The following is a 21,500-nucleotide window of genomic DNA, read 5'->3' on the forward strand; positions in this document are numbered from 1 at the left end:
CGCCGGGGCCCTCGGTGGAGAGGTGTTGGCGGCGGGTGGCTGCCGTTGGCGGTGGGGAGCACGTACGGTGAGGGCATGACGAGCGCGAGTGGCGGTGCTGACATGGTCGACTGGAACCTCGCGGTCGCAACCGCGACCAGGTTGGTGCGGCCGGGTCCGGAAGTGAGCCGGGAGGAAGCGGCGGCGGTGGTCGCCGAGTTGCGCCGGCACGCCCTGGCGGCGGAGGAGCACGTGCGGGAGTTCACCGGCATGCGCTCGTCCAGCCTGTCCCAGGCCGTGGCGACGCCGGTGCTGGTGGTGGACCGCCCCGGGTGGATCCGGGCGAACGTGGCGGGCTTCCGGACGGTCGTCCAGCCGCTGGTGGAGAAGCTCCGGGCGCGCCGGGCGAACAGCGCGGCGGCCGGGATGTTCGGGGCGGTGGGCGAGAAGGCCACCGGGATCGAGGTCGGGGCGCTGCTGGCGTTCCTGTCCACCAAGGTGCTGGGCCAGTACGAGACCTTCGCCCCGGCCGAGGCCCCGCTGGAGGCGCCGGACAGCCCGGCCGCGCTGTTCGACAAGCCGCGGCTGGGGCCGGACGGCCCCGGGCCGGGCCGGCTGCTGCTGGTGGCGCCGAACATCGTGCACGTCGAGCGGGAGCTGGACGTCGACCCGTCCGACTTCCGGCTCTGGGTCTGCCTGCACGAGGAGACGCACCGGACGCAGTTCACCGCGGTGCCGTGGCTGCGCGACCACATCCAGTCCGAGGTGCAGTCCTTCCTCGCCGAGACGGACATCGACCCGGGTGCCCTGCTGGAGCGGCTGCGGGACGCGGCGGGTTCGCTCGGTGGCCTGCCGGGCGGCGGAGACCGGGAGGGTGCCTCGTCCAGGAACCTGCTGGAGGTCGTCCAGTCGCCCGCGCAGCGCGAGATCCTCGGCCGGCTGACGGCCGTGATGTCGCTGCTGGAGGGCCACGCGGACGTGGTGATGGACGGCGTCGGCCCGGCCGTGGTGCCGACGGTCGCCGAGATCCGGGAGAAGTTCCAGCAGCGCCGGGACCGCGGTGCCAACCGACTCGACCTGGTGCTGCGGCGGCTGCTCGGCATGGACGCCAAGCTGCGCCAGTACCAGGACGGCGCGGTGTTCGTGCGCGGGGTGGTGGAGCAGGTCGGCATGGAGGGGTTCAACCGGGTGTGGACCTCCCCGAACACCCTGCCGACCAAGGAGGAGATCCACGATCCGGCCGCCTGGGTCGCCAGGGTGGCCCGCTGAGCGCGCGGTCGTGACGCGGGCGCGCCGGGAGCCGGACGGCAAGCGGTGCGCGCCGGTCAAACCCGCTCGTACGAGTGGTCCAATCGGCCGTACGACGGATGAAGAACCGTTTCTTCATTCACCCGAACGTGGGACGGTGGTGCCAGCGGGCGCGCGGGTGGCGTAGTGGGTGGCCACTATCTGCCACCATCTGTGAGCGCCCCGTAACCGGGCGTTCATGCCGGTGCGCGGTTCCCGCCGCGTCCGCCGCGAGTCCTGTCCCCCTCCGTCGAGGAGTCTTCCGCCGTGGGCCCTCACCCCGCCGTCGCCGCGATACGCCTGGCCGTTCGCCGTACGCTCACCGACCTCGCCGCCGAGGCCGGTTCCACCTTCACCGCGCCCGCGCGCGAGCCCCGCGACCGCCCGGCCGGGGCGCCGCTGGTGGGCGCCTCGGTCGGCACCACCCTGATCGGCAACGCCGCGCGCCACCCCTCCGGGCTGCCCCGGACCCCGGCCGCGCCCGGCTCGCCGCTGGTCCTGGTCGCCGTCAGCGGCGGCGCGGACTCGATGGCGCTGGCCATCGCCGCCGCCTTCGAGGCCCCCAAGATCGGTCTGCGGGTCGGTGCCGTCACCGTCGACCACGGCCTCCAGGCCGGCTCCGCCGAGCGCGCCGCCCAGGTGGCCGACCGGCTGCGCACGCTCGGCCTCGACCCGGTGGAGGCGGTCCCGGTGCGGGTCGGCCGCACCGGCGGCCCGGAGGCCGCGGCCCGGGACGCCCGCTACGCCGCCCTGGACGAGGCCGCCGACCGCCACGGTGCGATCGCGGTGCTGCTCGGCCACACCAGGGACGACCAGGCCGAGACCGTGCTGCTGGGCCTGGCCCGCGGTTCCGGCGCGCGCTCGCTGGCCGGGATGCCCGCCCACAAGGGCCGCTACCGCCGCCCGCTGCTGGAGCTGGACCGGGCGGCCACCCGGCAGGCCTGCGCCGCCCAGTCGATCCCGGTCTGGGACGACCCGCACAACTGTGATCCCGCCTACACCCGCTCCCGCGTCCGCCACGAGGTGCTGCCCGTCCTGGAGAAGCACCTGGGCGGTGGAGTGGTCGAGGCGCTGGCCCGTACCGCCCGGCTGTTCCGCGACGACGCCGACGCCCTCGACCAGTGGGCCTCCCTGGCAGAACGCGACCTCCGTACGGGCGACGGGGCCCTGGACGCCGTGAAACTGGCCGAACTGCCGCCCGCGGTGCGCCGCCGGGTGCTGCGCCGGGCCGCGCTGCGGGCGGGCTGTCCGGCCGGGGACCTCTTCGCCCGGCACCTGGAGACGATCGACCTGCTGGTCACCGGATGGCGCGGACAGGGCCCGCTGCACCTACCCGGGGGCGTCGAGGCCACCCGCAGGTGTGGCACGCTGGTCTTTCGGCGGCAGGGCGACTGACGGGCGAGGCATGCCCCGGGGGAGCCGGCCGCCGGCCACAAAGACCCCGAACGTTTGAGGACGTATCCCCGGTGGACCAGAACGACATGGGCGCTGACCTCGCGAAGGTGCTCATCAGCAAGGACGAGATCGACGCCAAGCTCCTGGAGCTGGCCGAGCGCATCGACCGGGACTACGCAGGCAAGGACCTGCTGATCGTCGGCGTCCTCAAGGGGGCCGTGATGGTCATGGCCGACCTCGCCCGGGCCCTGCACTCGCAGGTCACCATGGACTGGATGGCCGTCTCCTCGTACGGAATGGGCACCAAGTCCTCCGGTGTGGTGCGGATCCTGAAGGACCTGGACACCGACATCGCCGGCCGTGACGTCCTGATCGTCGAGGACATCATCGACTCCGGCCTGACGCTGTCCTGGCTGCTGGGCAACCTGGGCTCGCGCGGCCCGGCCTCTCTGGAGGTCTGCACCCTGCTCCGCAAGCCGGACGCGGCCAAGGTCGAGATCGACGTGAAGTACGTCGGCTTCGACATCCCCAACGAGTTCGTGGTCGGCTACGGCCTGGACTACGCGGAGAAGCTGCGCAACCTCCCGTTCATCGGGACCCTCGCCCCGCACGTCTACGGCGGCTGAGGCCCCGTTCGGGCTACGGGCGGGAACAGTAGGCCGTTCCCGCCCGTTGTCCCGGGGGGACAAAGAACCAAAGCCGTGTCGCCGTGCTCCCGCCATGGGTGGGTTCGACTGCGGTACGGTCCAATAAACCGCTCTTCACATGAGCACCAATCGGATGCGCCGCGGCCCAACAGCCTCCCGGCGCCGTTGAGTGGCAGGAGGGACGGGGCGGCAACGCCCCGCATGGATGGACGTCAAGCGATACTTCCGTGCGCCGATCATGTGGATCGTGCTGGCCGTCCTCGCCGTCATCGTACTGATGCAGGTCGTTTCGGACTCGAACGGCTACAAGACGGTGGACACCGGTCAGGTCGTCGCGGCGATCGACGCGCACAACGTCAAGTCGGCGCAGATCACCACCGGTGACTCGAACACGATCAAGATCCAGCTGAAGGACGGCGCAACGCTGCCCAGCTCCGGCACGGGCAAGACCCCGTCCGGTACCAAGTTCCAGGCCTCGTACATCGGCGACCAGGGCGTCGCCATCGCCGACAAGCTCCAGGCCCAGGTCAACGACAAGGACCAGAGCACGCTCGCCGAGGGCTACACCATCAGCCCGGAGAAGCAGAGCACCTTCGTCAGCCTGCTGCTGTCGATGCTCCCGATCGTGATCATCGTCCTGGTCTTCCTGTTCCTGATGAACCAGATGCAGGGCGGCGGCTCCCGGGTCATGCAGTTCGGCAAGTCCAAGGCCAAGCTGCTCACCAAGGACACCCCCAAGACCACCTTCGCCGACGTCGCCGGCGCGGACGAGGCGGTCGAGGAGCTCCACGAGATCAAGGAGTTCCTCCAGGAGCCGGCCAAGTTCCAGGCCGTCGGCGCCAAGATCCCCAAGGGCGTGCTGCTCTACGGCCCGCCCGGTACCGGCAAGACCCTGTTGGCGCGCGCCGTCGCGGGTGAGGCCGGCGTGCCGTTCTACTCCATCTCCGGCTCGGACTTCGTCGAGATGTTCGTCGGCGTCGGCGCCAGCCGCGTCCGCGACCTCTTCGAGCAGGCCAAGGCGAACGCCCCGGCGATCGTCTTCGTCGACGAGATCGACGCCGTCGGCCGGCACCGCGGCGCGGGCCTCGGCGGCGGCCACGACGAGCGCGAGCAGACCCTCAACCAGCTGCTGGTCGAGATGGACGGCTTCGACGTCAAGGGCGGCGTGATCCTGATCGCCGCGACCAACCGCCCCGACATCCTGGACCCGGCGCTGCTGCGCCCGGGCCGCTTCGACCGCCAGATCGCGGTGGAGCGCCCCGACCTCCAGGGCCGGCTGGACATCCTCAAGGTGCACCAGAAGGGCAAGCCGATCGCGCCCGACGTCGACCTGTCGGCCGTCGCCAAGCGCACCCCCGGCTTCACCGGTGCCGACCTGTCGAACGTCCTCAACGAGGCGGCGCTGCTGACCGCCCGCTCGGACAAGAAGCTGATCGACAACGGCATCCTGGACGAGGCGATCGACCGCGTCGTGGCCGGTCCGCAGAAGCGCACGCGGATCATGTCCGACAAGGAGAAGAAGATCACCGCGTACCACGAGGGCGGCCACGCCCTGGTCGCGGCGGCCTGCCAGTACAGCGACCCGGTGCACAAGATCACCATCCTGTCCCGCGGCCGGGCCCTCGGCTACACCATGGTGCTGCCGGACGAGGACAAGTACTCCACCACCCGCAACGAGATGCTCGACCAGCTCGCCTACATGATGGGCGGGCGCGCGGCGGAGGAGCTGGTCTTCCACGACCCGACCACCGGTGCCTCGAACGACATCGAGAAGGCCACCGCGACGGCCCGGGCCATGGTCACCCAGTACGGCATGACCGAGCGCCTCGGCGCGATCAAGTTCGGCTCGGACAACTCGGAGCCGTTCCTGGGCCGCGAGATGGGCCACCAGCGCGACTACTCGGAAGAGGTCGCCGGGCTGGTGGACGAGGAGGTCAAGAAGCTCATCGACACGGCGCACAACGAGGCCTGGGAGATCCTGGTCGAGAACCGCGACGTGCTCGACAACCTGGTTCTGGAGCTCCTGGAGAAGGAGACCCTGAACAAGGAGCAGATCGCCGAGATCTTCGCCCCGATCGTCAAGCGCCCGGCCCGGCCGGCCTGGACGGGCTCCGCCCGCCGCACGCCGTCCACCCGGCCTCCGGTGCAGTCCCCGAAGGAGCTGGCGCTCACCAACGGCGCCGCCTCCGTGGAGAGCGCTCCGGTGGACGTCGTGAAGCTCCCGCCGCTGCCGGCCGAGCCGCCGACCGAGGGCTGACCCCCACTCCGCAGGGAATGGGTGCCGCGCCACCAGGGTTTGTACCCTGGAGGCGCGGCATCCGTGCTGTTCCGCCAGAGCTCTTCCCACACGTAAGCGAGGCCCGCATGATCGACCCGGTGACGTTCGACGGTCCGCCCGCCGTCGGTACCTTCGACCAGAAGCGGGCCGAGAACGCCATCCGCGAGCTGCTGCTCGCCGTCGGGGAGGACCCGGACCGCGAGGGCCTGCTGGAGACCCCGGCCCGGGTCGCGCGTGCCTACAAGGAGATATTCGCGGGCCTGTGGCAGGAGCCCGAGGACGTCCTCACCACCACCTTCGACCTCGGTCACGACGAGATGGTGCTGGTCAAGGACATCGAGCTGACCTCGGTCTGCGAGCACCACCTGGTGCCGTTCCGCGGTGTGGCCCACGTCGGGTACATCCCGTCCACCAGCGGCAAGATCACCGGGCTGTCCAAGCTCGCCCGGCTGGTCGACGTCTACTCCCGCCGGCCGCAGGTGCAGGAACGGCTGACCAGTCAGGTCGCCGACGCGCTGATGCGGATCCTGGAGCCGCGCGGGGCCATCGTCGTGGTCGAGTGCGAGCACATGTGCATGTCGATGCGCGGCATCCGCAAGCCCGGCGCCAAGACCATCACCTCCTGCGTGCGCGGCCAGCTGCGCGACCCTGCCACCCGGGCCGAGGCGATGAGCCTCATCATCGGCCGCTAGGGCGGTCGGCGGGGGTCCGCTCAGAGCACCTCGTGCTCCGCGTGCGGCGGGGCCGGGGTGCCCAGGGCGTTGCGGCGCTCGGGCATCCGCAGTGTGACCATCCGGCGCCAGCGGTAGGCGCGGTCGTACAGGTAGAGCGCCTGCACCCCGAGGGTGACCAGGGCGAGCCGCCGGCGCGGCCAGCGCAGGATCCGGGCCATCCGGGCGGTGACGGCGAGGCCGACGTCCCGGTGGGTGCGGATCTCGCCGCGGGCGCTGGTCTCCAGGGTGTGCCGGATGTACGGGCCGTGGCCCTCGGAGGCCAGCCGCAGCAGCTCCTCGTGGCAGTAGGCGAGGTGGTTGTCCTCGTCGGCGGAGATCATCCGCATCGCCCGGCCGAGGTCGGGGTTGTGCTCGTACACCCTCACCAGTTGGCGCATCTGCTCGGCGGCGCGCTGCTCGGTGACCCGGCTGTGGGCGAGGTAGGTGATGATCTCGCGGTCGGTCAGCGGGACGTCGCTGTTCAGCCGCTCGTGCGAGAGGCCGATGCCCTGGCGCTCCAGCAGCATGCAGTAGTCCGCCTCGTCCGGCACGGGCACCCTGGGCAGGCCGCGCTTGTGCAGCAGCCCGTCGAAGATCCGGCCGTGCTTGCGCTCGTCGGCACCGTGCCGGGCGACCTTCGGGGCGAGGACCGGGTCCCGGGTGAGCGCGGCGATCCGTTCGTTCTCCCAGCCGCCCTGGTCCTCGCCGCCGGCCGCGATGCTGCAGAACAGCTGGTACGCCTGGTCGTTCCGGTAGATCTCGTCGAAGAGCGAGCGGGTGCTCAGCACGGTGCCTCCTGCGCGGGTCCGGGGCGGCGCCCGGCGGGGGCCGACGGGCGGTCGCGATACGTTCCCCCGGGCCGCCGGCCGCCCCGGGCCGACCGTCGGGTAATCGCTCAGCTGTCCCAGTCCGGGTGCGCGCCCGGCTCGGGTGCGGCCTAGCCCAGGTGCGCGCCCAACCATTCGAGGGTGGCCGGCAGCTCCCTGGTCCAGCTCTCGAAGTTGTGCCCGCCGTCGTTCAGGTAGAGCGACTCGATGGTGAACTGCGGGTTGGCCGCCGCGGCCTTGGTGGCCTGGTCGACGAACTGGACGGTCTGCGGGTAGTCACTCTCCGTGTGGGTGGAGACGGCCAACAGGTTGAGCGTCGGGACCGGCAGGTTCTGCAGCCGCCAGCCGAGGTCGTGCTGCTGGGCCAGCTTCGTGTCGCCGTTGAAGAGGTCGCCGCCGGTGTAGTTGTCCTGGCGCACGGTGAAGTCGCCGTGCAGGCTCGCCGCGTTGCCGTAGACGTTCGGGAAGCGCATCGCCAGGCGCAGCGCGCAGCTGCCGCCGGTGGAGTAGCCGAAGGTGCCCCAGGAGCCGGCCGTGCGGCCGACCCGGTAGGCGCTGCGGATGGCCTCGGGGACGTCCTTGACGAACCAGGTCTCGGTGCGCGGCCCGCCGGGGACGTCCACGCACTCGGTGTCCCGGGCGGGGACGACCGCGGGGCGGGCCAGCACCAGGATGGTCGGCGGCATCTTGCCGGTGCGCTGCAGTTCGATCCCGGTCTGGGCGAGGGGGAGTTCCTGCAGCAGGTTCAGCGTGGTGCCCGGGTAGCCGGCGATGGCCAGCAGGACGGGGAAGCGGACCAGGGCGAGCTTCTGGTCGAAGTACGCGGGCGGCAGGTAGACGAACATCTGGTCGGAGAGGCCCGTCTCCTTGCCGTTGACCCGGATCGACTCGATCTTGCCGACCTCCTCGGGCGAGCCCTTCGGCAGGTTGGTGACGGCCTCCAGGCCGCCCTCGGTGGTGGGCACGACCAGTGCGTCGGCGACCGGGGTGCCGCCCTCGTGGTTCTCGTTGCTGGTCAGCGCGAGCTTGGCGCCGCCAGGGCTGAGCAGGTCGTCCCAGGAGGTGTAGAACCCGAAGGAGTTGTTCACCGACAGCGCGAGCACGGCCAGGACGGAGGCTTGAACGACCGTCAGCAGTCCGATCCGGCCGAGTACCTGCAGTGGGCGCTGGGGTGCCAGCCGCGGCCAGAGCCACAGGGTCGCGACGATGGCCACAACGCCGAGTGCGAGCAGCGAGTTCACCAGCGCTTCGCTGGTCAGTTCCATGCCGTCGGCCTTCCGGTGGGACGCTGTCGGTGCGGGCTCCATCGTCTGGCGGTCCGTCAGGTCCGGCCACTGCGGCTAGGCTGTCCGGGCGCTCGGGCGGGCCGGGTGGGGCGGGGGGAGCCGCGAGGCAACCGGCGCCCTAGAATGCGGCGTCCACCGTACGTAACGCGTCCCGGAGGGTCCCGTCGCGCCACGCTGCGCCGGGCTCCGGGCTCCCGCCGCCGGCTCAACCCGCAGCGCGACCACGGCCCCGGTTTACCGACCGTTTCCGGGTCCTTGGTATGCGCATTGCCTGATGAAGGAATAGGCATGAAGGTCCATCACGCGTCCTCCTCCCGAGTGACCGGACACCGCACCGCAGCCTCTACGCTGAGCTTCCATGAGCGTTCCCGTGTCCGTTGAGCCGAGCCCCGAGCAGCCGTCCCGCCGTCGCCGCGGCCTGCAGACGCTGCGCACCCAGGCGGCCGCCGTCCCGAGGGCCTGGCTCCCCGGAGCGGTCGGCTACGCCTGTCTGCTGATCGGGCTCATGGACATAGCCAGCGCGGTGTTCCCCAAGCTCCGGCACACCAAGGTGCACACCTTCGCCGGGCAGCTGCCGGGCGGCACCACCAGTCTGGCGGCGGTCGGCACGCTGATGGTCGGCATCCTGCTGGTGCCGCTGGCGCACGCGCTGCGCCGGCGCAAGCGGCGGGCCTGGCGGGCGGTCTGCGTGCTGCTGCCGGTCAGCGCCGCACTGCACATCGTGCGTTGGCACCAGATCGGCCCGGCGGTCGTCTCGCTGGTGGTCCTCGTCGTGATGCTGGTCCACCAGCGCGAGTTCTACGCCAAGGCCGACCCGCGCACCCGCTGGCGGGCGCTGGTCAACCTGATCGTCATGGGCGCCCTCAGCGTGCTGCTCGGCCTGCTGATCGTGAGCACCCGGACCAAGTACGAGATCGGCCACCCCGGCCTGACCGAGCACCTGCAGCACGTCGGGTACGGACTGTTCGGCTTCGAGGGCCCGGTCCGGTACAACAACATCCGGATGTCCGACCTGGTCGCGTACCTGCTCGGCGGACTCGGCCTGCTGACCGCCTTCACCACCGCCTACCTGGCGCTGCGTCCGGGCAAGCCGAAGCCCGAGCTGACCGCGGAGGACGAGGACAGGGTCCGCGAGCTGCTCAAGCGGCACGGCGAGCGCGACTCGCTCGGCTACTTCGCGCTGCGCCGCGACAAGAGCGTGCTGTTCTCGCCCACCGGCAAGGCGGCGATCTCCTACCGGGTGGTCTCCGGCGTGATGCTGGCCTCCGGCGACCCGGTCGGCGACGTCGAGGCCTGGCCCGGCGCGATCAAGGTGTTCATGGCCGAGGCCCGCGAGCACGCCTGGGTGCCGGCGGTGATGGGCTGCAGTGAGGTCGGCGGCGAGGTCTGGACCCGCGAGGCGGGCCTGGACGCGCTGGAGCTGGGTGACGAGGCGATCGTGGACACCGCCACCTTCTCGCTCTCCGGCCGGGCCATGCGCAACGTGCGCCAGATGGTCAAGCGGATCGAGCGCAACGGTTACTCCTGCCGGGTGCGCCGGGTCTCCGAGCTCACCGCCGAGGAGAAGTACCGGATCGCCGACGCCGCCGCCCGCTGGCGCGGCACCGACACCGAACGCGGCTTCTCGATGGCCCTCGGCCGCTTCGGCGACCCGCTGGACGACGACTGCGTGGTGGTCACCGCCCACAAGGCCCCGGAGGAGGGGGAGGAGGGCGACGACCTGAAGGCCGTGCTGCACTTCGTGCCCTGGGGGCCGGACGGCATCTCGCTGGAGCTGATGCGCCGCGACCGCGCCGCCGACCCCGGTCTGAACGAGCTGCTGATCGTCGCCGCGCTGCAGGCGGTGCCCGCGATGGGCGTGCGCCGGGTGTCGCTCAACTTCGCGATGTTCCGCTCGGCGCTGGCCCGCGGCGAGCGGATCGGCGCCGGCCCGGTGCTGCGCGCCTGGCGCGGGCTGCTGGTGTTCCTGTCGCGCTGGTTCCAGATCGAGTCGCTGTACAAGTTCAACGCCAAGTTCCAGCCCGAGTGGGAGCCGCGCTTCCTGGTCTTCCCGAGCACCCGGGACCTGCCGCGGATCGGCTTCGCCGCGATGCAGGCGGAGGCCTTCATCACCCTCGGCATGCCGCGTTTCGGCCGCAAGCGCCAGCGCGAGGGGCTGATGCCGGTCCCGTCGACCCGTGAGGTCACCGAGGTCGCCTGAGGCCCGCCGCCGCCCTCCGGGGCCCGCCGGTACGGAACGGGGCCCCCGCCGAGAACCCTCGGCGGGGGCCCCGTTCGATAATGGGAAGCATGAACGATTCGCCGTCTTTCTCCCTGCCGGCCGGCCTGCCGCGACTGGAGCGCTGTGCCGTGATGGGCGTTGTCAACGTCACGCCCGACTCCTTCTCGGACGGCGGGATGTGGCACGACCCGGCCAAGGCGATCGCGCACGGCCTCGCGCTGCGGGCCCGCGGCGCTGACCTGGTGGACGTCGGCGGCGAGTCCACCCGGCCGGGCTCGCAGCGGGTGCCCGAGGAGGAGGAGCTGCGCCGGGTGATCCCGGTGGTGCGCGAGCTCTCCGACGCGGGGGTGATGGTCTCCGTGGACACCATGCGCGCCTCGGTCGCCGAGCGGGCCGTCGAGGCCGGTGCCGTGATCGTCAACGACGTCTCCGGCGGGCTCGCCGACCCGGCGATGGCCCGGGTGGTCGCCGAGACCGGTGCCCCCTTCGTGGTGATGCACTGGCGCGGGCAGTCCGCCGACATGGACCGGCTGGCCGTCTACGACGACGTGGTCCGGGACGTGGTGACCGAACTGACCGACCGGGTGGACGCGCTGCTGGCCGCCGGGGTCAAGGAGGACCAGGTGATCCTCGACCCGGGGCTCGGCTTCGCCAAGACCTCCGAGCACAACTGGGCGCTGCTCGGCCGGCTGGACGCGCTCACCGCGCTCGGCCGTCCCGTGCTCGTGGCGGCTTCGCGCAAGCGGTTCCTGGGTACGCTGCTCGCCGACCCGGCAACCGGGGAACTGCGCCCGGCCCGGGAGCGCGACGACGCGACGGCCGCGGTGTCGGTGCTGTCCGCCCGGGCCGGAGCCTGGGCGGTGCGGGTGCACGACGTGTCCGGCACGGCGGATGCCGTCCGGGTCGTCGCGGCCTGGCAGCACGCGGCGCGGTCGGTGTGAGGGAGGGTCTGTGACAGGTGACGGCAGGTTGAGCGGCGGTACCGCCGGACGGGCTCGCGAGGCGGACGTGGAGGCCGTGCTCGCGGCGAACCGGGGGCTCTACGAGGCACTGGAACGGGGGGACCTGGAAGCGGTCGAGGACGCCTGGCTGGGCGCCGCCGACGCCGACGACAAGGGCGGGGTGGTGTGCGTGCACCCGGGCTGGCCGGTCCTGCGCGGCCGCGCCCAGGTGACCCGTTCGTACATGCTGATCATGATGAACACGGAGTACATCCAGTTCTTCCTGACCGATGTCGAGGCCGAGGTGAACGGGGATGTGGCCCTTGTCACGTGCACCGAGAACATCCTGTCCGGCGGTGAGTCGGAAGAGGAGGGGGAACTCGGGCCACTGGTCGGCGGAAAGGTCGTGTCGACGAATCTGTTCCGTCGCACCCCGGCCGGGTGGAAGCTCTGGTCGCATCACGGCTCACCCGTTCTGACCAGCGGGGACGACGACGAGGAGAGCTGATTCCGGCGGCCGCGGAAATGCGCTGCCGAGAAGTCGCCGGGAATTTCCGAGTGGTCACCGAACGTTCACGTCAATCGCCATATCGGCGCGCGTGGCGTCGGTTCGTGCCGGGTAGGACGGTCAGGCGTTGTCCGTGCTCGCGGGTAGATTCGAAACGGAGTGGCGGGCGTGCTGCCCGCCTTCGCCCTGCCCGTCCATGCCTTTCTCCGGGTGGGGCCCGTCCGACTGGGAGCAGTGATTCGTTTGCTGGACCGCGTCACCCTGCGGGGGCTGCGAGCCCGGGGCCACCACGGCGTCTTCGAGCGCGAGCGCGTCGAGGGGCAGACCTTCGTGGTCGACCTCGTGCTCTACCTGGACACCCGCCCCGCCGCGGCCGGAGACGACCTCACCCGCACCGCGCACTACGGCCTGGTGGCGGAGGAGGTCACCGCGATCATCGCCGGGGAGCCGGTCGACCTGATCGAGACGCTGGCCCAGCGCATCGCCGACCAGTGCCTGAAGCACGATGCGGTCGAGGAGGTCGAGGTCACCGTGCACAAGCCGGACGCCCCGATCACCGTGCCGTTCGACGACGTGACCGTGACCATCCACCGGGGCCGCGCATGACCCCCACCGCGCGCCCGGTACCCGATGCAGAGGGATTTCTTCGATGAACAGCAGCGACACGCCGAACGCGTTCGACCTGGAGAGCCGGGTGGACTCCGCCGACACCACGCTGCACAGCCAGCGGTGCGCGGTGATCGCGCTCGGCAGCAACCTGGGCAACCGGCTGGACACCCTCCAGGGCGCCGTCGACGCGCTCGCCGACACCCCGGGGCTGAAGATCAAGGCCGTCTCCGCGGTGTACGAGACCGAGGCCGTCGGCGGCCCCGAGGAGCAGCCGAACTACTACAACGCGGTCGTGGTGCTGCAGACCTCGCTGCCCCCGCGGGACCTGCTGGAGCGCGGCAACGCCATCGAGGACGCCTTCGGGCGGGTGCGGACCGTCCACTGGGGCCCGCGCACCCTGGACGTCGACATCCTGGCCTACGAGGGCGTGCTGAGCGACGACCCGCAGCTGCTGCTGCCGCACCCGCGCTCGCACGAGCGGGCCTTCGTGCTCGCCCCCTGGCTGGACGCCCAGCCGGAGGCCGAGGTGCCCGGGCACGGGCGGGTGGAGGCGCTGCTGACGGCGCTGGGCGGCCCCGACGCTCAGGGCGTGAAGCGCCGCGACGACATCCGGCTGACGCTGCCGGAGTGAGGCCGTAGCAGGGCCGCCGCGGGGCCGGGGGAGCCCCGCGGGGGCCGGGCGGCCGGGGCCGTCGCCCGGGGAACTCGACCGGGGGCCCGGCCGTACGAGTAGGTGACCGTCGTCGGCGCGGGTGTCCGCCCGGCCGGGCCCGGTACGGTGGCTTGGCGTCGCCGCGCCGGGCCGCCGGGCGGTCGGCCGGTTCTGGTACCCGGGAAGGACCTCCTCCGCGTGAAGCTGCTTCGCCTCCGTCTGCTGATCGGCATCACCGCCGCCACGACGGCGCTGTCCTGGGCCGGCTCCAAGCTGTGGGCCTCCGTGGACACGCTGCCGGCCGTTCCGGCCGCGGCGCCGGTGGTGCTGGCGGCGGTGGCCGTGATCCTGCTGGCGACCGCGCTGTCGCTGCGGGCCCGGCTGAAGGCGGTGCGCGAGCGGCAGCCCGGGGCGAAGGGGGTCGACCCGCTGCTGGCGGCCAGGGCGGTGGTGCTGGGGCAGGCCAGCGCGCTGGTGTCGTCGGTGGTCACCGGGATCTACGCGGGGGCCGGGATCTACCTGCTGGGCGAGCTGGACGTGCCGGCCCGCAAGGACCAGGCCGTGACGGCCGGGCTCGCGGTGCTGGCGGGGGCCGCGGTGATCGCGGCGGCGCTCTGGATCCAGCACGTGTGCAAGCTGCCGGAGGACCACGACGACCCGGGCGGTCCGGCGGCGTCGCACCGCTGAGACCGCCGGGGCCTCGTTGAGCAGGGCTTTCTTCGTGATCTTGGGTGAGAATCCGGGCACGTGCGGTAAAAACCGCCCCCTGTCAAGGGCGGAAGGGGACCCTGGGCTGACACGCCCCCAATTCGCACGCTAGTTTCTTGGACATGTCTCGCGGACGCCACCGTCATTCCTCCGTCCTCGGCCGGGTCTTTCCCCCCACCGCCGCCGGCGTGCTGCTGGTCGCCGCGCTGGCCGCGCTGCTTTTCAGTCAGGACACCGTCCTGGTGCGCTCGGTGGGCGTCGCAGCGGTGATCGCGACGCTCGGCTTCGCGCTGCTGCTGCGCCAGCGGGACAAGGCGGCCCGGGCGGCCGCCGAGATGTCCTCGGCGCAGCGGCTGCGCGCCGAGGAGCGGTTCGAGGAGCAGCTGGCCGAGGCCGAGTACGCGGCGGAGGTCGCCGAGGAGCGCGCCACCCGGTTCGGGCGGCGGCTGACGGCGGAGAAGTCGCGGCTGGCGAAGGCCGAGACCGAGATCGCTCGGCTGCTGCGCGAGCGGGCCGTGACGGTGGCCGAGCAGGCGCTCAAGGAGGCCGAGGCGGCCCAGCGGGCGCTCGCCGCGAGCCGTCCGAAGTACCCGGCCAGCCCGGCGGCGTACGTGCGGGCGGCGGCCGTGCTGCGGCAGCTGGAGCGCCGTGCGGCGGAGCAGGAGGCCCAGCGGGCGCGGACGGCGGGCGCGGAGGTGGCTCTGCGGGCGCGTACGGCGCCGGCGCCGACCGCGGTGCCCGCCCCGGTGGCCGTACCGGCTCCGGTGGCGCCCTCGGTGCCCACGCCGGAGCAGGCACCGGCGGCCCAGTCGCCGGTGCGGCCCGCGCCGGTGCGTCCGGCGCTGACCGCGACGGTGGGTCAGCTCGGCGGGACGCCCGCCGCGCCCGCCGCGCCCGCCGCGGCGCCCGCGCCGGCCGAGCGGCAGCGGCCGCGGCCGGCCCAGTCCGGGCAGGCGCGCGGGCAGGGCTTCAGCTTCTTCGGCCGCGGCTCGGCCGCCCCGGCGCGCCCGGCGGCTCCGGCACCGGCCGTGGGCAGCGTCGCCGAGCTGGGGGAGCGCGCCGACCTGGCGGACGTGGTGGGCGACGAGGCGGTGGCCGCGAAGGCCGAGGCCGACGCCCGGGCGTCGGCGCCGGCCGAGCGGCCGGAGCAGGGCGCGCCGGCTGTGGTGGACCTGACGCCGGAGGACGAGACCGAGCTGATCCAACTGCCGGAGCTGCGCGCCTCGCGCTGAGGGTGCCGGGCCCGACGGGCCCCGGAACCGAGAACCGCGGCGCGGGAGGTCGGACGGACCGACTTCCCGCGCCGCGGTGTTTTCCGCGGGTGCGTCAGATCTGGACGCCGAAGTCCTGGGCGATGCCCGCCAGGCCGGAGGCGTAGCCCTGGCCGACGGCGCGGAACTTCCACTCCCCGCCGTTGCGGTAGAGCTCGCCGAAGATCATCGCGGTCTCGGTGGCGGCGTCCTCGGAGAGGTCGTAGCGGGCGATCTCGGAGCCGCCGGCCGCGTTCACCACGCGGATGTAGGCGTTGCGGACCTGGCCGAAGTTCTGGCCGCGGGCGACGCCGTCGTAGATGGTGACCGGGAAGGTGATCTTGACGGCCTCGGCCGGCAGGCCGGCCAGGTTGACGTTGATCGACTCGTCGTCGCCCGCACCCTCGCCGGTGCGGTTGTCACCGGTGTGCACGACGGTGTTGTCCGGCGTGCTGGTGTTGTTGAAGAAGACGAAGTGGGCGTTGGACAGCACCTTGCCGTCCGCGTTCAGGACGATCGCGCTGGCGTCGAGGTCGAACTCGGCGCCGGTCGTGGTGCGGACGTCCCAACCCAGGCCGACGGAGACCGCGGACAGGCCGGGGGCCTCCTTGGTCAGCGAGACGTTGCCACCCTTGGAGAGGCTCACTGGCATGACGATTGCAGTCCCTTCGTTGCTCTCGTTCGCTATTTCCCGGGACAACGCAATAGTCCGGGGGCTTGGTTCCGCAGAGCCCGTGAATTCTTCGTGGGCGCCAATCGGCTGGCAAAGCCCCGGCAAAGCCGGTGTCAGATCCGGCGGAACCGTCCCTGCAGCGTCCAGATGTTCGGGTTGTCGGCCAGACCGGGGTGCATGTCGAAGAGGTCGGCCAGGGTGTCCTGGAGGAAGTCCCGGGCCTCGCGCCGCAGTTCGCCGTGCCGGACGACCACCGGCGGCTCGTCCGGCAGCCAGGTGGCGGTGACCTCGACCCAGTTGAAGCGGCGGGCGAAGCGCAGCAGCTCGGTGTTCTGGGTGAAGTCGAGGTCGGCGGTCTGCACCCGGGCGGCCCGGACGCCGTCCGGGTCACGGTCCAGCAGCTCGGCGATGTCGCACAGCGCCCACGCGAAGTCGAGCACCGGCACCCAGCCCCAGGCGGTGGACAGCTCCGAGCCCTCGCCGTCCAGGTAGACGTCGCCGCAGAACAGGTCGTACCGCAGGGCGTGCACGGACGCGGTGCGGTAGTCCGTCTGCGGGGGGTCGGGGAAACGGTTGGAGAGGGAGTAGCCGAGCTCGATCACGTACGCCATTGTCGGGGCTCCGGACGCACGGGGGGAACCGGGGCCGGACGGGCGACGGGGTCCGCGGCCGCGCCGCCCGGAGCCGGAGGGGCGGGGGAGAATAACGGCGTGACCGGGTGGGCCGGGCGCGGGATGATGGACGCATGTCCGAGCCCATCCGCGTACGGGGGTCGGTGGTCGTCCCCGACGCCGAGCTCGTCTGGCGCTTCTCGCGTTCCTCAGGCCCCGGCGGCCAGCACGTCAACACCTCCGACTCCAAGGCCGAGCTGCGCTTCGACCTGGCGTCGACCAAGGCGCTGCCCGAGGTCTGGCGCGAGCGCGCGCTGGAGCGGCTGGCCGGTCGGCTGGTGGACGGCCGGGTGCTGGTGGTCCAGGCCTCGGAGTTCCGCTCGCAGTGGCGCAACCGGGAGGCGGCCGCGGCCCGGCTGTCGGCGCTGCTGAGCGAGGCGTGCGCACCGCCGCCGAAGACCCGGCGGGCGACCAGGCCGAGCCGGGGGATGGTCGAGCGGCGGCTGTACAACAAGCGGCACCGCTCGGAGCTGAAGCAGGGCCGTCGGGCGCCGCGGGGCGGCGAGTAGACGCGCCTGGGCGGACGGGCCGTAGCCGAGCGGACGCGCCCTAGCCGAGGGTGCGGTAGCCGCCGCGGAAGTAGAGCAGCGGGCGGCCGCCGGGGTCGGGCACCACGGCCTCCAGGACGCGGCCGAGCAGCAGGGTGTGGTCCCCGGCCGGTATCCGCTGTTCGGTGCGGCACTCGACGGTGGCCAGCGCCCCGGCGATCAGCGGGGCGTCGGTGTGCGGGCCGCGGTGGTGCGGGGTGTCCGCGAACAGCAGCCGGTCGCTGAGCCGGCCCTTCATGGCGAACCGGGAGCCGAGCGTCTTCTGCCCCTCGGCCAGCACAGAGACCGCCCAGGTGTCCGCCCGGGAGAGCACGTCGTCCATCCGGGAGTCCTCGCGGACCGAGATCAGCACCAGCGGCGGCTCCAGCGACACCGAGAGGAAGGACGTGGCGGTCATGCCGGCGTCCTCGCCGTCCTCCGGGTCGTGGACGGTCACCAGACTCACGCCGGCGGCGAGCTGGGAGAGGGCAGCCCGGAACTCGTCGGGCGTGGCGTGGGGGGCAGCTTCGGGCTGCGGGGACGGGTACACGTACCGCACGGTAGTCGTCACCTGGGAGAAACGGCATCGGGCCTTGGTCGTAGGACCGGAGGTCAGGCCGACGGGTTGCGCTCGGTGGCCGAACTCACCCGCAGGAGTGAAGCGGCCGCAGTGGCGGGCGCACTGGGCTTCAGCCCGCGGCCAATGCGGTCGACCACCAGAAATGTTCCGATGGCGCTTTATGTCCCGCTATGGGACAGATGAACTGATTAAGGGCGCATTAGTGTCGTGTGATTTAAGTCACAAGTGATGGCCTATTGCTGACCGAGCGTGCCGAGCGCTGTGCTCCCTGTGATTCAGTTCTTCTGGCAATCGGACGATAACCAATCAAGAACTATCCGAAGCAGCCGGGGAGCCCCCGCATGGAAGCCGAGTCGGAGCCGTACGTCCGTCTCGCGACCCTCCGCACCTTGCACCGGGTCGTGGCGGACCTCAACGCTGCCCGCAGCCTCGCTGGCACGCTCCAGGCCGTTGTCGAAGGCGCGGTGCACGGGCTCGGCTTCGACGCCGCCGCGGTCAGCCTGGTCCGGCCGGACGGCGACCTGGTGGTGGCGGCCGTCTGGGAGCTGGAGGAGAGCCCGATGGGCGGCCCCTCCGTCCTGCTCGGCCAGGTCGGCTCCCGGGAGTCCTGGGACCGGCTCCTCGGCGTCAGCGACCACTGGGGCACCCTGCGCTTCCTGCCGTACGACCGCGGCTGGGCCGTCGCCAGCGACATCCCGCGCTGGATCGGGGACGGTCCGCTGCCGGTGTACGCCAACGACTGGCACCCCGCCGACGGGCTGCTCGCCCCGATGTACAGCGCCGGCGGCGACCTCCTCGGCGTCCTCTCGGTGGACCGGCCGCGCAGCGGCAAGCGGCCGGGGGCGTGGACCCGCGAGGCGCTGGAGATGTTCTCGCTGCAGGCCTCCATCGCGATCGGCAACGCCCGGCTGCGGGCCGAGATGCAGCGCGCGCTGGCCCGCCTTGAGAAGGAGCAGCAGGCGCTGCGGGCCAGCGAGGAGAGCTTCCGCCAGGCGTTCGAGTACGCGCCCAGCGGGATGGCGATCACCGAGCTGCACGGTGCCGGGCGCGGCCAGCTGACCAGGGTCAACGACGCGCTCTGCCGGCTGCTCGGCCGGCCCCGGGCGGTGCTGCGCCAGCAGAGCTTCGCCGACCTCGTGCACCCCGAGGACCGGGCGCTGCTGGAGCGCACCAGCGCCGAGAGCGGCCGCGCCGAGCTGCGGCTGTCCCGGCGGGACGGCGGCTACCAGTGGGTCTGCCTGCGCAACTCGATCGTCGCGGACGCGGCCGAGGGCCCGAGCTTCCTGCTCACCCACGTCGAGGACATCGAGGACCGCAAGCGGCACGAGTTCCAGCTCGCCCACCGGGCCAGCCACGACGCGCTCACCGGGCTGCCGAACGGCGCCGAGCTCAAGGCCAGGCTGGCCCGCCGGCTCTGCGCCCAGCCGCAGCCGGTCGGCGCCACCGGCCAGGTCGAGGTGGCCTACCCCCAGCCGTACGGCTACCCGGCCGACTCCTACGCCGTGCACAGGGAGTACGCCGGGGCGCAGGGGGCGGACCCGTACGCCGGGGCGGTGCACGGCTACGGGACGTACGAGGGCGTGCCGGGCGGGATCGGCCCGGGCTACGGGGAGCACGTGCACGCGGTGGTCCCCGCCGAGTACGGGCCGGGCGGCGAGGCCTGGTCGGTGCCGTTCCGCTCCGGCGGCGCGGCGGCGGTGGAGAAGGGGCTCGCGGTGATCTTCTGCGACCTGGACGGCTTCAAGTCGATCAACGACCGGTTCGGCCACAACGCGGGTGACGCGGTGCTGGTCGAGGTCGCCCAGCGGCTGAGCCAGGCGGTCCGGGACGGCGACACGGTGGCCCGGCTCGGCGGTGACGAGTTCGTGGTGCTGGCCGACGGGATCGGCCGCGAGGAGGCCAAGGACCTCGCCCACCGGCTGCGGGGCGCCATCATCCCGCCGATGCGGATCGACGGCCGGGCGATGCGGGTGGGGGTGAGCCTCGGGGTCGGCTGGGCCGGCTGCGGGATGAGCATCGAGGAGGTGCTGCACACCGCGGACGAGCGGATGTACGACGAGAAGCGGGCCCGGGGCGGGGCGGTGCGCGGGGCGCGGGGCGAGCGCTCGCACCGGCGCGCGGGCTGAGCGGGCGCCGAGCACGGCGGGTGCGGGCTCCGGTCCCGCCAGGTTACCGGTGAGTTGTCAAGGGGTCTTTTCCCGCTGTCACGTACGGCAGGTAGGGTTCCCGGTACGACAGCGTCCATGATCTGTGCCGCCCGCAGCCGGCGGTGCACCGGATGGGGGAGCAGACCACCGTGACGACCGCCGGCAGCAACGGAGTGCCCGAGGGCCAGGGGGGCGGTGCCCCGCAGGACGACGACCCGTTCGGCTACCTCTACCGCCCGGCCGACGGTTCCACCGGGCAGCCGGCCGAGCCGCAGCAGGGGGTCCCACGCACGCCGTACAGCCGTCCGATGGAGGTCGGGCGCGCGCAGTACGGCTACCCGCCGCGAGCTCAGCAGCAGCAGCCGTACGGCCCGCAGGGCGGTCAGCCGCAGGGGTACCCGGGCGGCCAGCCGCAGGCCCCGTACGGCGGCCAGCCCGGCCAGCCGCAGCAGCCCGAGTACGGTGCCGTGCCCGCCCAGCAGACCCGCTACGCGGAGCACTCCCGGCCGCAGCCGGGGGAGGAGCCCCGCAGCAGCGGCCGCAGCAAGGGCGCGGTGATCGGCGCGGTGGCCGTGGTCGCGGCGATAGCGATCGGGGCCGGCATAGCGCTCTCCACCGGGGACCCGGACGACAAGGGCGGCAAGGGCGGCGTCGCGACCGCCGCACCGCCGGCCCCCACCACCCCGGCTCCGACGGCCACGTCCCCGAGCGCCGCCCCGTCGGCGAGCACCGCCGCGATCACCGGCCCGACGAACGTGGACGCCGGCCAGTTCCAGGCGCAGAACGCGCCGGTGGGCAACAGCGTCAAGGGTGCCAAGTCGGCCGACGGCAGCTACCTGACGCTGCAGCCGGGCGGCTCGGTGACCTGGACCGGCGAGATCGCCACGGCCGGGACGTACAAGCTGTCCGTGCACTACAACTACACGGGCGCCGACATCAAGGGCAGCGCCGTGGTGAACGGCAAGGACTGGCCGAGCGGGGTGACCTACAAGATCTACGGGGCGCCCCCCAAGGACCAGACCTCCGCCTGGTTCTCCACCTGGATACTCCCGCAGTTCCAGGCCGGGACGAACTCGGTGACCTTCACGGTGCCCTCCGGGCCGGTCCTGATCGACCAGATCACCATCGAGCCGAGCGGCTGACGCCGCCCCGGACGCGACACGGCCGCCCGTCCCCTCCCGGGGGCGGGCGGCCGTCGTGTCGGCGGGCTCCGGTCAGTCGGCCTTCACGGGCCGGAACCGCTCGCCGCCGAGGATCCACCGGCCGCGGCGCATCACGGCGACCAGGTCGTAGCCCTCGGAGTCGACCACGACCAGGTCGGCGAGCTTGCCGGCCTCCAGTGAGCCGATCGAGTCGCTCAGACCGAGCAGCCGGGCCGGGGTGGCGGACAGCGACTCGACGGTCTGGTTCAGGCTCAGCCCGTTGACGGTGACCGAGCGCTTGAACGCCACGTCCAGGGTGAGGGTGGAGCCGGCGATCGCGCCGCCCTCGACCAGCCGGGCCACGCCGTCCTTGACGTCGACCTGGAGCGGGCCGAGCGGGTAGCGGCCGTCGCCCATGCCGGCCGCGCCCATGGCGTCGGTGATCAGGGCGACGCGGGA

Annotated in this window: 21 protein-coding genes; 15 read left to right on the forward strand and 6 right to left on the reverse strand. The window is 72.6% G+C overall.

The window, feature by feature from the left end:
- Positions 1-75: 75 nt before the first annotated feature.
- The 5 genes from ACWDBB_RS28040 to folE all read left to right on the forward strand — a co-directional run bounded on the left by ACWDBB_RS28040 (position 76) and on the right by folE (position 6,278).
- A complete protein-coding gene (locus tag ACWDBB_RS28040) occupies positions 76-1,248 on the forward strand; it encodes a zinc-dependent metalloprotease (protein ID WP_449792230.1) in 1,173 nt (390 codons plus the stop codon).
- 285 nt (positions 1,249-1,533) lie between these two features.
- Positions 1,534-2,661 carry a tRNA lysidine(34) synthetase TilS gene (gene tilS, locus ACWDBB_RS28045; protein ID WP_449792231.1) on the forward strand — a complete coding sequence of 376 codons (1,128 nt, stop codon included), beginning with the start codon at positions 1,534-1,536 and terminating at the stop codon, positions 2,659-2,661.
- 71 nt (positions 2,662-2,732) lie between these two features.
- Positions 2,733-3,287, forward strand: coding sequence for a hypoxanthine phosphoribosyltransferase (gene hpt, locus ACWDBB_RS28050; protein WP_030059589.1), 555 nt, complete (start codon positions 2,733-2,735; stop codon positions 3,285-3,287).
- 226 nt (positions 3,288-3,513) lie between these two features.
- Positions 3,514-5,565, forward strand: a complete 2,052-nt coding sequence (ftsH, locus tag ACWDBB_RS28055) for an ATP-dependent zinc metalloprotease FtsH (protein WP_449792232.1) — start codon at positions 3,514-3,516, stop codon at positions 5,563-5,565.
- Between the two features lie 107 nt (positions 5,566-5,672).
- Entirely contained in the window at positions 5,673-6,278 is a 606-nt protein-coding gene (folE, locus tag ACWDBB_RS28060) for a GTP cyclohydrolase I FolE (protein ID WP_449792233.1), read from the forward strand.
- Positions 6,279-6,298: 20 nt separating this feature from the next.
- Here folE and ACWDBB_RS28065 read toward each other — a convergent pair whose 3' ends face one another.
- Positions 6,299-7,087 carry a ferritin-like domain-containing protein gene (locus tag ACWDBB_RS28065; protein WP_449792234.1) on the reverse strand — a complete coding sequence of 263 codons (789 nt, stop codon included), beginning with the start codon at positions 7,085-7,087 and terminating at the stop codon, positions 6,299-6,301.
- Positions 7,088-7,236: 149 nt separating this feature from the next.
- On the reverse strand, positions 7,237-8,391 hold the full coding sequence (locus tag ACWDBB_RS28070; RefSeq protein ID WP_449792235.1) for an alpha/beta hydrolase: 1,155 nt from the start codon (positions 8,389-8,391) through the stop codon (positions 7,237-7,239).
- 379 nt (positions 8,392-8,770) lie between these two features.
- On the opposite strand from ACWDBB_RS28070, the gene ACWDBB_RS28075 reads away from it, so the two are divergent.
- From ACWDBB_RS28075 to ACWDBB_RS28105, 7 genes are all read left to right on the forward strand, one after another.
- Positions 8,771-10,612 (forward strand): phosphatidylglycerol lysyltransferase domain-containing protein, encoded by a 1,842-nt coding sequence (locus ACWDBB_RS28075; RefSeq protein WP_449792236.1) that lies wholly within the window; start codon positions 8,771-8,773, stop codon positions 10,610-10,612.
- 80 nt (positions 10,613-10,692) lie between these two features.
- Positions 10,693-11,574 (forward strand): dihydropteroate synthase, encoded by an 882-nt coding sequence (gene folP / locus ACWDBB_RS28080; protein WP_392882584.1) that lies wholly within the window; start codon positions 10,693-10,695, stop codon positions 11,572-11,574.
- Between the two features lie 67 nt (positions 11,575-11,641).
- The gene (locus ACWDBB_RS28085; protein WP_449792237.1) at positions 11,642-12,082 is read left to right on the forward strand and encodes a nuclear transport factor 2 family protein; all 441 of its coding nucleotides are present in this window, start codon (positions 11,642-11,644) and stop codon (positions 12,080-12,082) included.
- Between the two features lie 246 nt (positions 12,083-12,328).
- Entirely contained in the window at positions 12,329-12,688 is a 360-nt protein-coding gene (gene folB, locus ACWDBB_RS28090) for a dihydroneopterin aldolase (protein WP_392882701.1), read from the forward strand.
- Positions 12,689-12,731: 43 nt separating this feature from the next.
- Complete coding sequence (gene folK, locus ACWDBB_RS28095; protein WP_449792238.1) at positions 12,732-13,322, forward strand: 2-amino-4-hydroxy-6-hydroxymethyldihydropteridine diphosphokinase; 591 nt, start codon at positions 12,732-12,734, stop codon at positions 13,320-13,322.
- Positions 13,323-13,541: 219 nt separating this feature from the next.
- Positions 13,542-14,030: a DUF3180 domain-containing protein gene (locus tag ACWDBB_RS28100; RefSeq protein ID WP_449792239.1), complete on the forward strand. Its 489-nt coding sequence runs from the start codon at positions 13,542-13,544 to the stop codon at positions 14,028-14,030.
- Positions 14,031-14,173: 143 nt separating this feature from the next.
- Positions 14,174-15,283, forward strand: a complete 1,110-nt coding sequence (locus ACWDBB_RS28105; protein ID WP_449792240.1) for a hypothetical protein — start codon at positions 14,174-14,176, stop codon at positions 15,281-15,283.
- Positions 15,284-15,377: 94 nt separating this feature from the next.
- Here the strand turns inward: ACWDBB_RS28105 and ACWDBB_RS28110 are convergent, their stop codons facing one another.
- Both ACWDBB_RS28110 and ACWDBB_RS28115 read right to left on the reverse strand, forming a co-directional pair.
- A complete protein-coding gene (locus tag ACWDBB_RS28110; RefSeq protein WP_449792241.1) occupies positions 15,378-15,953 on the reverse strand; it encodes a TerD family protein in 576 nt (191 codons plus the stop codon).
- Positions 15,954-16,087: 134 nt separating this feature from the next.
- Positions 16,088-16,585: a hypothetical protein gene (locus ACWDBB_RS28115; RefSeq protein ID WP_449792242.1), complete on the reverse strand. Its 498-nt coding sequence runs from the start codon at positions 16,583-16,585 to the stop codon at positions 16,088-16,090.
- A 134-nt stretch (positions 16,586-16,719) separates the two neighbouring features.
- On the opposite strand from ACWDBB_RS28115, the gene arfB reads away from it, so the two are divergent.
- Positions 16,720-17,154 carry an alternative ribosome rescue aminoacyl-tRNA hydrolase ArfB gene (arfB, locus tag ACWDBB_RS28120; protein ID WP_392882569.1) on the forward strand — a complete coding sequence of 145 codons (435 nt, stop codon included), beginning with the start codon at positions 16,720-16,722 and terminating at the stop codon, positions 17,152-17,154.
- 40 nt (positions 17,155-17,194) lie between these two features.
- Here the strand turns inward: arfB and ACWDBB_RS28125 are convergent, their stop codons facing one another.
- Complete coding sequence (locus ACWDBB_RS28125) at positions 17,195-17,722, reverse strand: flavin reductase family protein (RefSeq protein WP_449792243.1); 528 nt, start codon at positions 17,720-17,722, stop codon at positions 17,195-17,197.
- Between the two features lie 371 nt (positions 17,723-18,093).
- On the opposite strand from ACWDBB_RS28125, the gene ACWDBB_RS28130 reads away from it, so the two are divergent.
- Together ACWDBB_RS28130 and ACWDBB_RS28135 are read left to right on the forward strand one after the other, a co-directional pair.
- Positions 18,094-19,878 carry a diguanylate cyclase domain-containing protein gene (locus ACWDBB_RS28130; protein WP_449792244.1) on the forward strand — a complete coding sequence of 595 codons (1,785 nt, stop codon included), beginning with the start codon at positions 18,094-18,096 and terminating at the stop codon, positions 19,876-19,878.
- A 152-nt stretch (positions 19,879-20,030) separates the two neighbouring features.
- Positions 20,031-21,041: a hypothetical protein gene (locus ACWDBB_RS28135; RefSeq protein WP_449792245.1), complete on the forward strand. Its 1,011-nt coding sequence runs from the start codon at positions 20,031-20,033 to the stop codon at positions 21,039-21,041.
- 72 nt (positions 21,042-21,113) lie between these two features.
- Here ACWDBB_RS28135 and ACWDBB_RS28140 read toward each other — a convergent pair.
- Positions 21,114-21,500: amidohydrolase family protein (locus tag ACWDBB_RS28140; protein WP_449792246.1), on the reverse strand; the 387-nt coding region annotated here is incomplete at its 5' end.

The organism is Kitasatospora sp. NPDC001095 (assembly GCF_053598615.1).

What these genes read in the sequence shown, in the direction of transcription:
- ACWDBB_RS28040 (WP_449792230.1), top strand. Translation starts at nt 76, where the DNA reads ATGACGAGCGCGAGTGGCGGTGCTGACATGGTCGACTGGAACCTCGCG.
- ftsH (WP_449792232.1), top strand. Translation starts at nt 3,514, where the DNA reads ATGGACGTCAAGCGATACTTCCGTGCGCCGATCATGTGGATCGTGCTG.
- folE (WP_449792233.1), top strand. Translation starts at nt 5,673, where the DNA reads ATGATCGACCCGGTGACGTTCGACGGTCCGCCCGCCGTCGGTACCTTC.
- ACWDBB_RS28070 (WP_449792235.1), bottom strand. Translation starts at nt 8,391, where the DNA reads ATGGAACTGACCAGCGAAGCGCTGGTGAACTCGCTGCTCGCACTCGGC.
- ACWDBB_RS28075 (WP_449792236.1), top strand. Translation starts at nt 8,771, where the DNA reads ATGAGCGTTCCCGTGTCCGTTGAGCCGAGCCCCGAGCAGCCGTCCCGC.
- folP (WP_392882584.1), top strand. Translation starts at nt 10,693, where the DNA reads ATGGGAAGCATGAACGATTCGCCGTCTTTCTCCCTGCCGGCCGGCCTG.
- folK (WP_449792238.1), top strand. Translation starts at nt 12,732, where the DNA reads ATGAACAGCAGCGACACGCCGAACGCGTTCGACCTGGAGAGCCGGGTG.
- ACWDBB_RS28105 (WP_449792240.1), top strand. Translation starts at nt 14,174, where the DNA reads ATGTCTCGCGGACGCCACCGTCATTCCTCCGTCCTCGGCCGGGTCTTT.
- ACWDBB_RS28110 (WP_449792241.1), bottom strand. Translation starts at nt 15,953, where the DNA reads ATGCCAGTGAGCCTCTCCAAGGGTGGCAACGTCTCGCTGACCAAGGAG.
- ACWDBB_RS28115 (WP_449792242.1), bottom strand. Translation starts at nt 16,585, where the DNA reads ATGGCGTACGTGATCGAGCTCGGCTACTCCCTCTCCAACCGTTTCCCC.
- arfB (WP_392882569.1), top strand. Translation starts at nt 16,720, where the DNA reads ATGTCCGAGCCCATCCGCGTACGGGGGTCGGTGGTCGTCCCCGACGCC.
- ACWDBB_RS28130 (WP_449792244.1), top strand. Translation starts at nt 18,094, where the DNA reads ATGGAAGCCGAGTCGGAGCCGTACGTCCGTCTCGCGACCCTCCGCACC.
- ACWDBB_RS28135 (WP_449792245.1), top strand. Translation starts at nt 20,031, where the DNA reads ATGGGGGAGCAGACCACCGTGACGACCGCCGGCAGCAACGGAGTGCCC.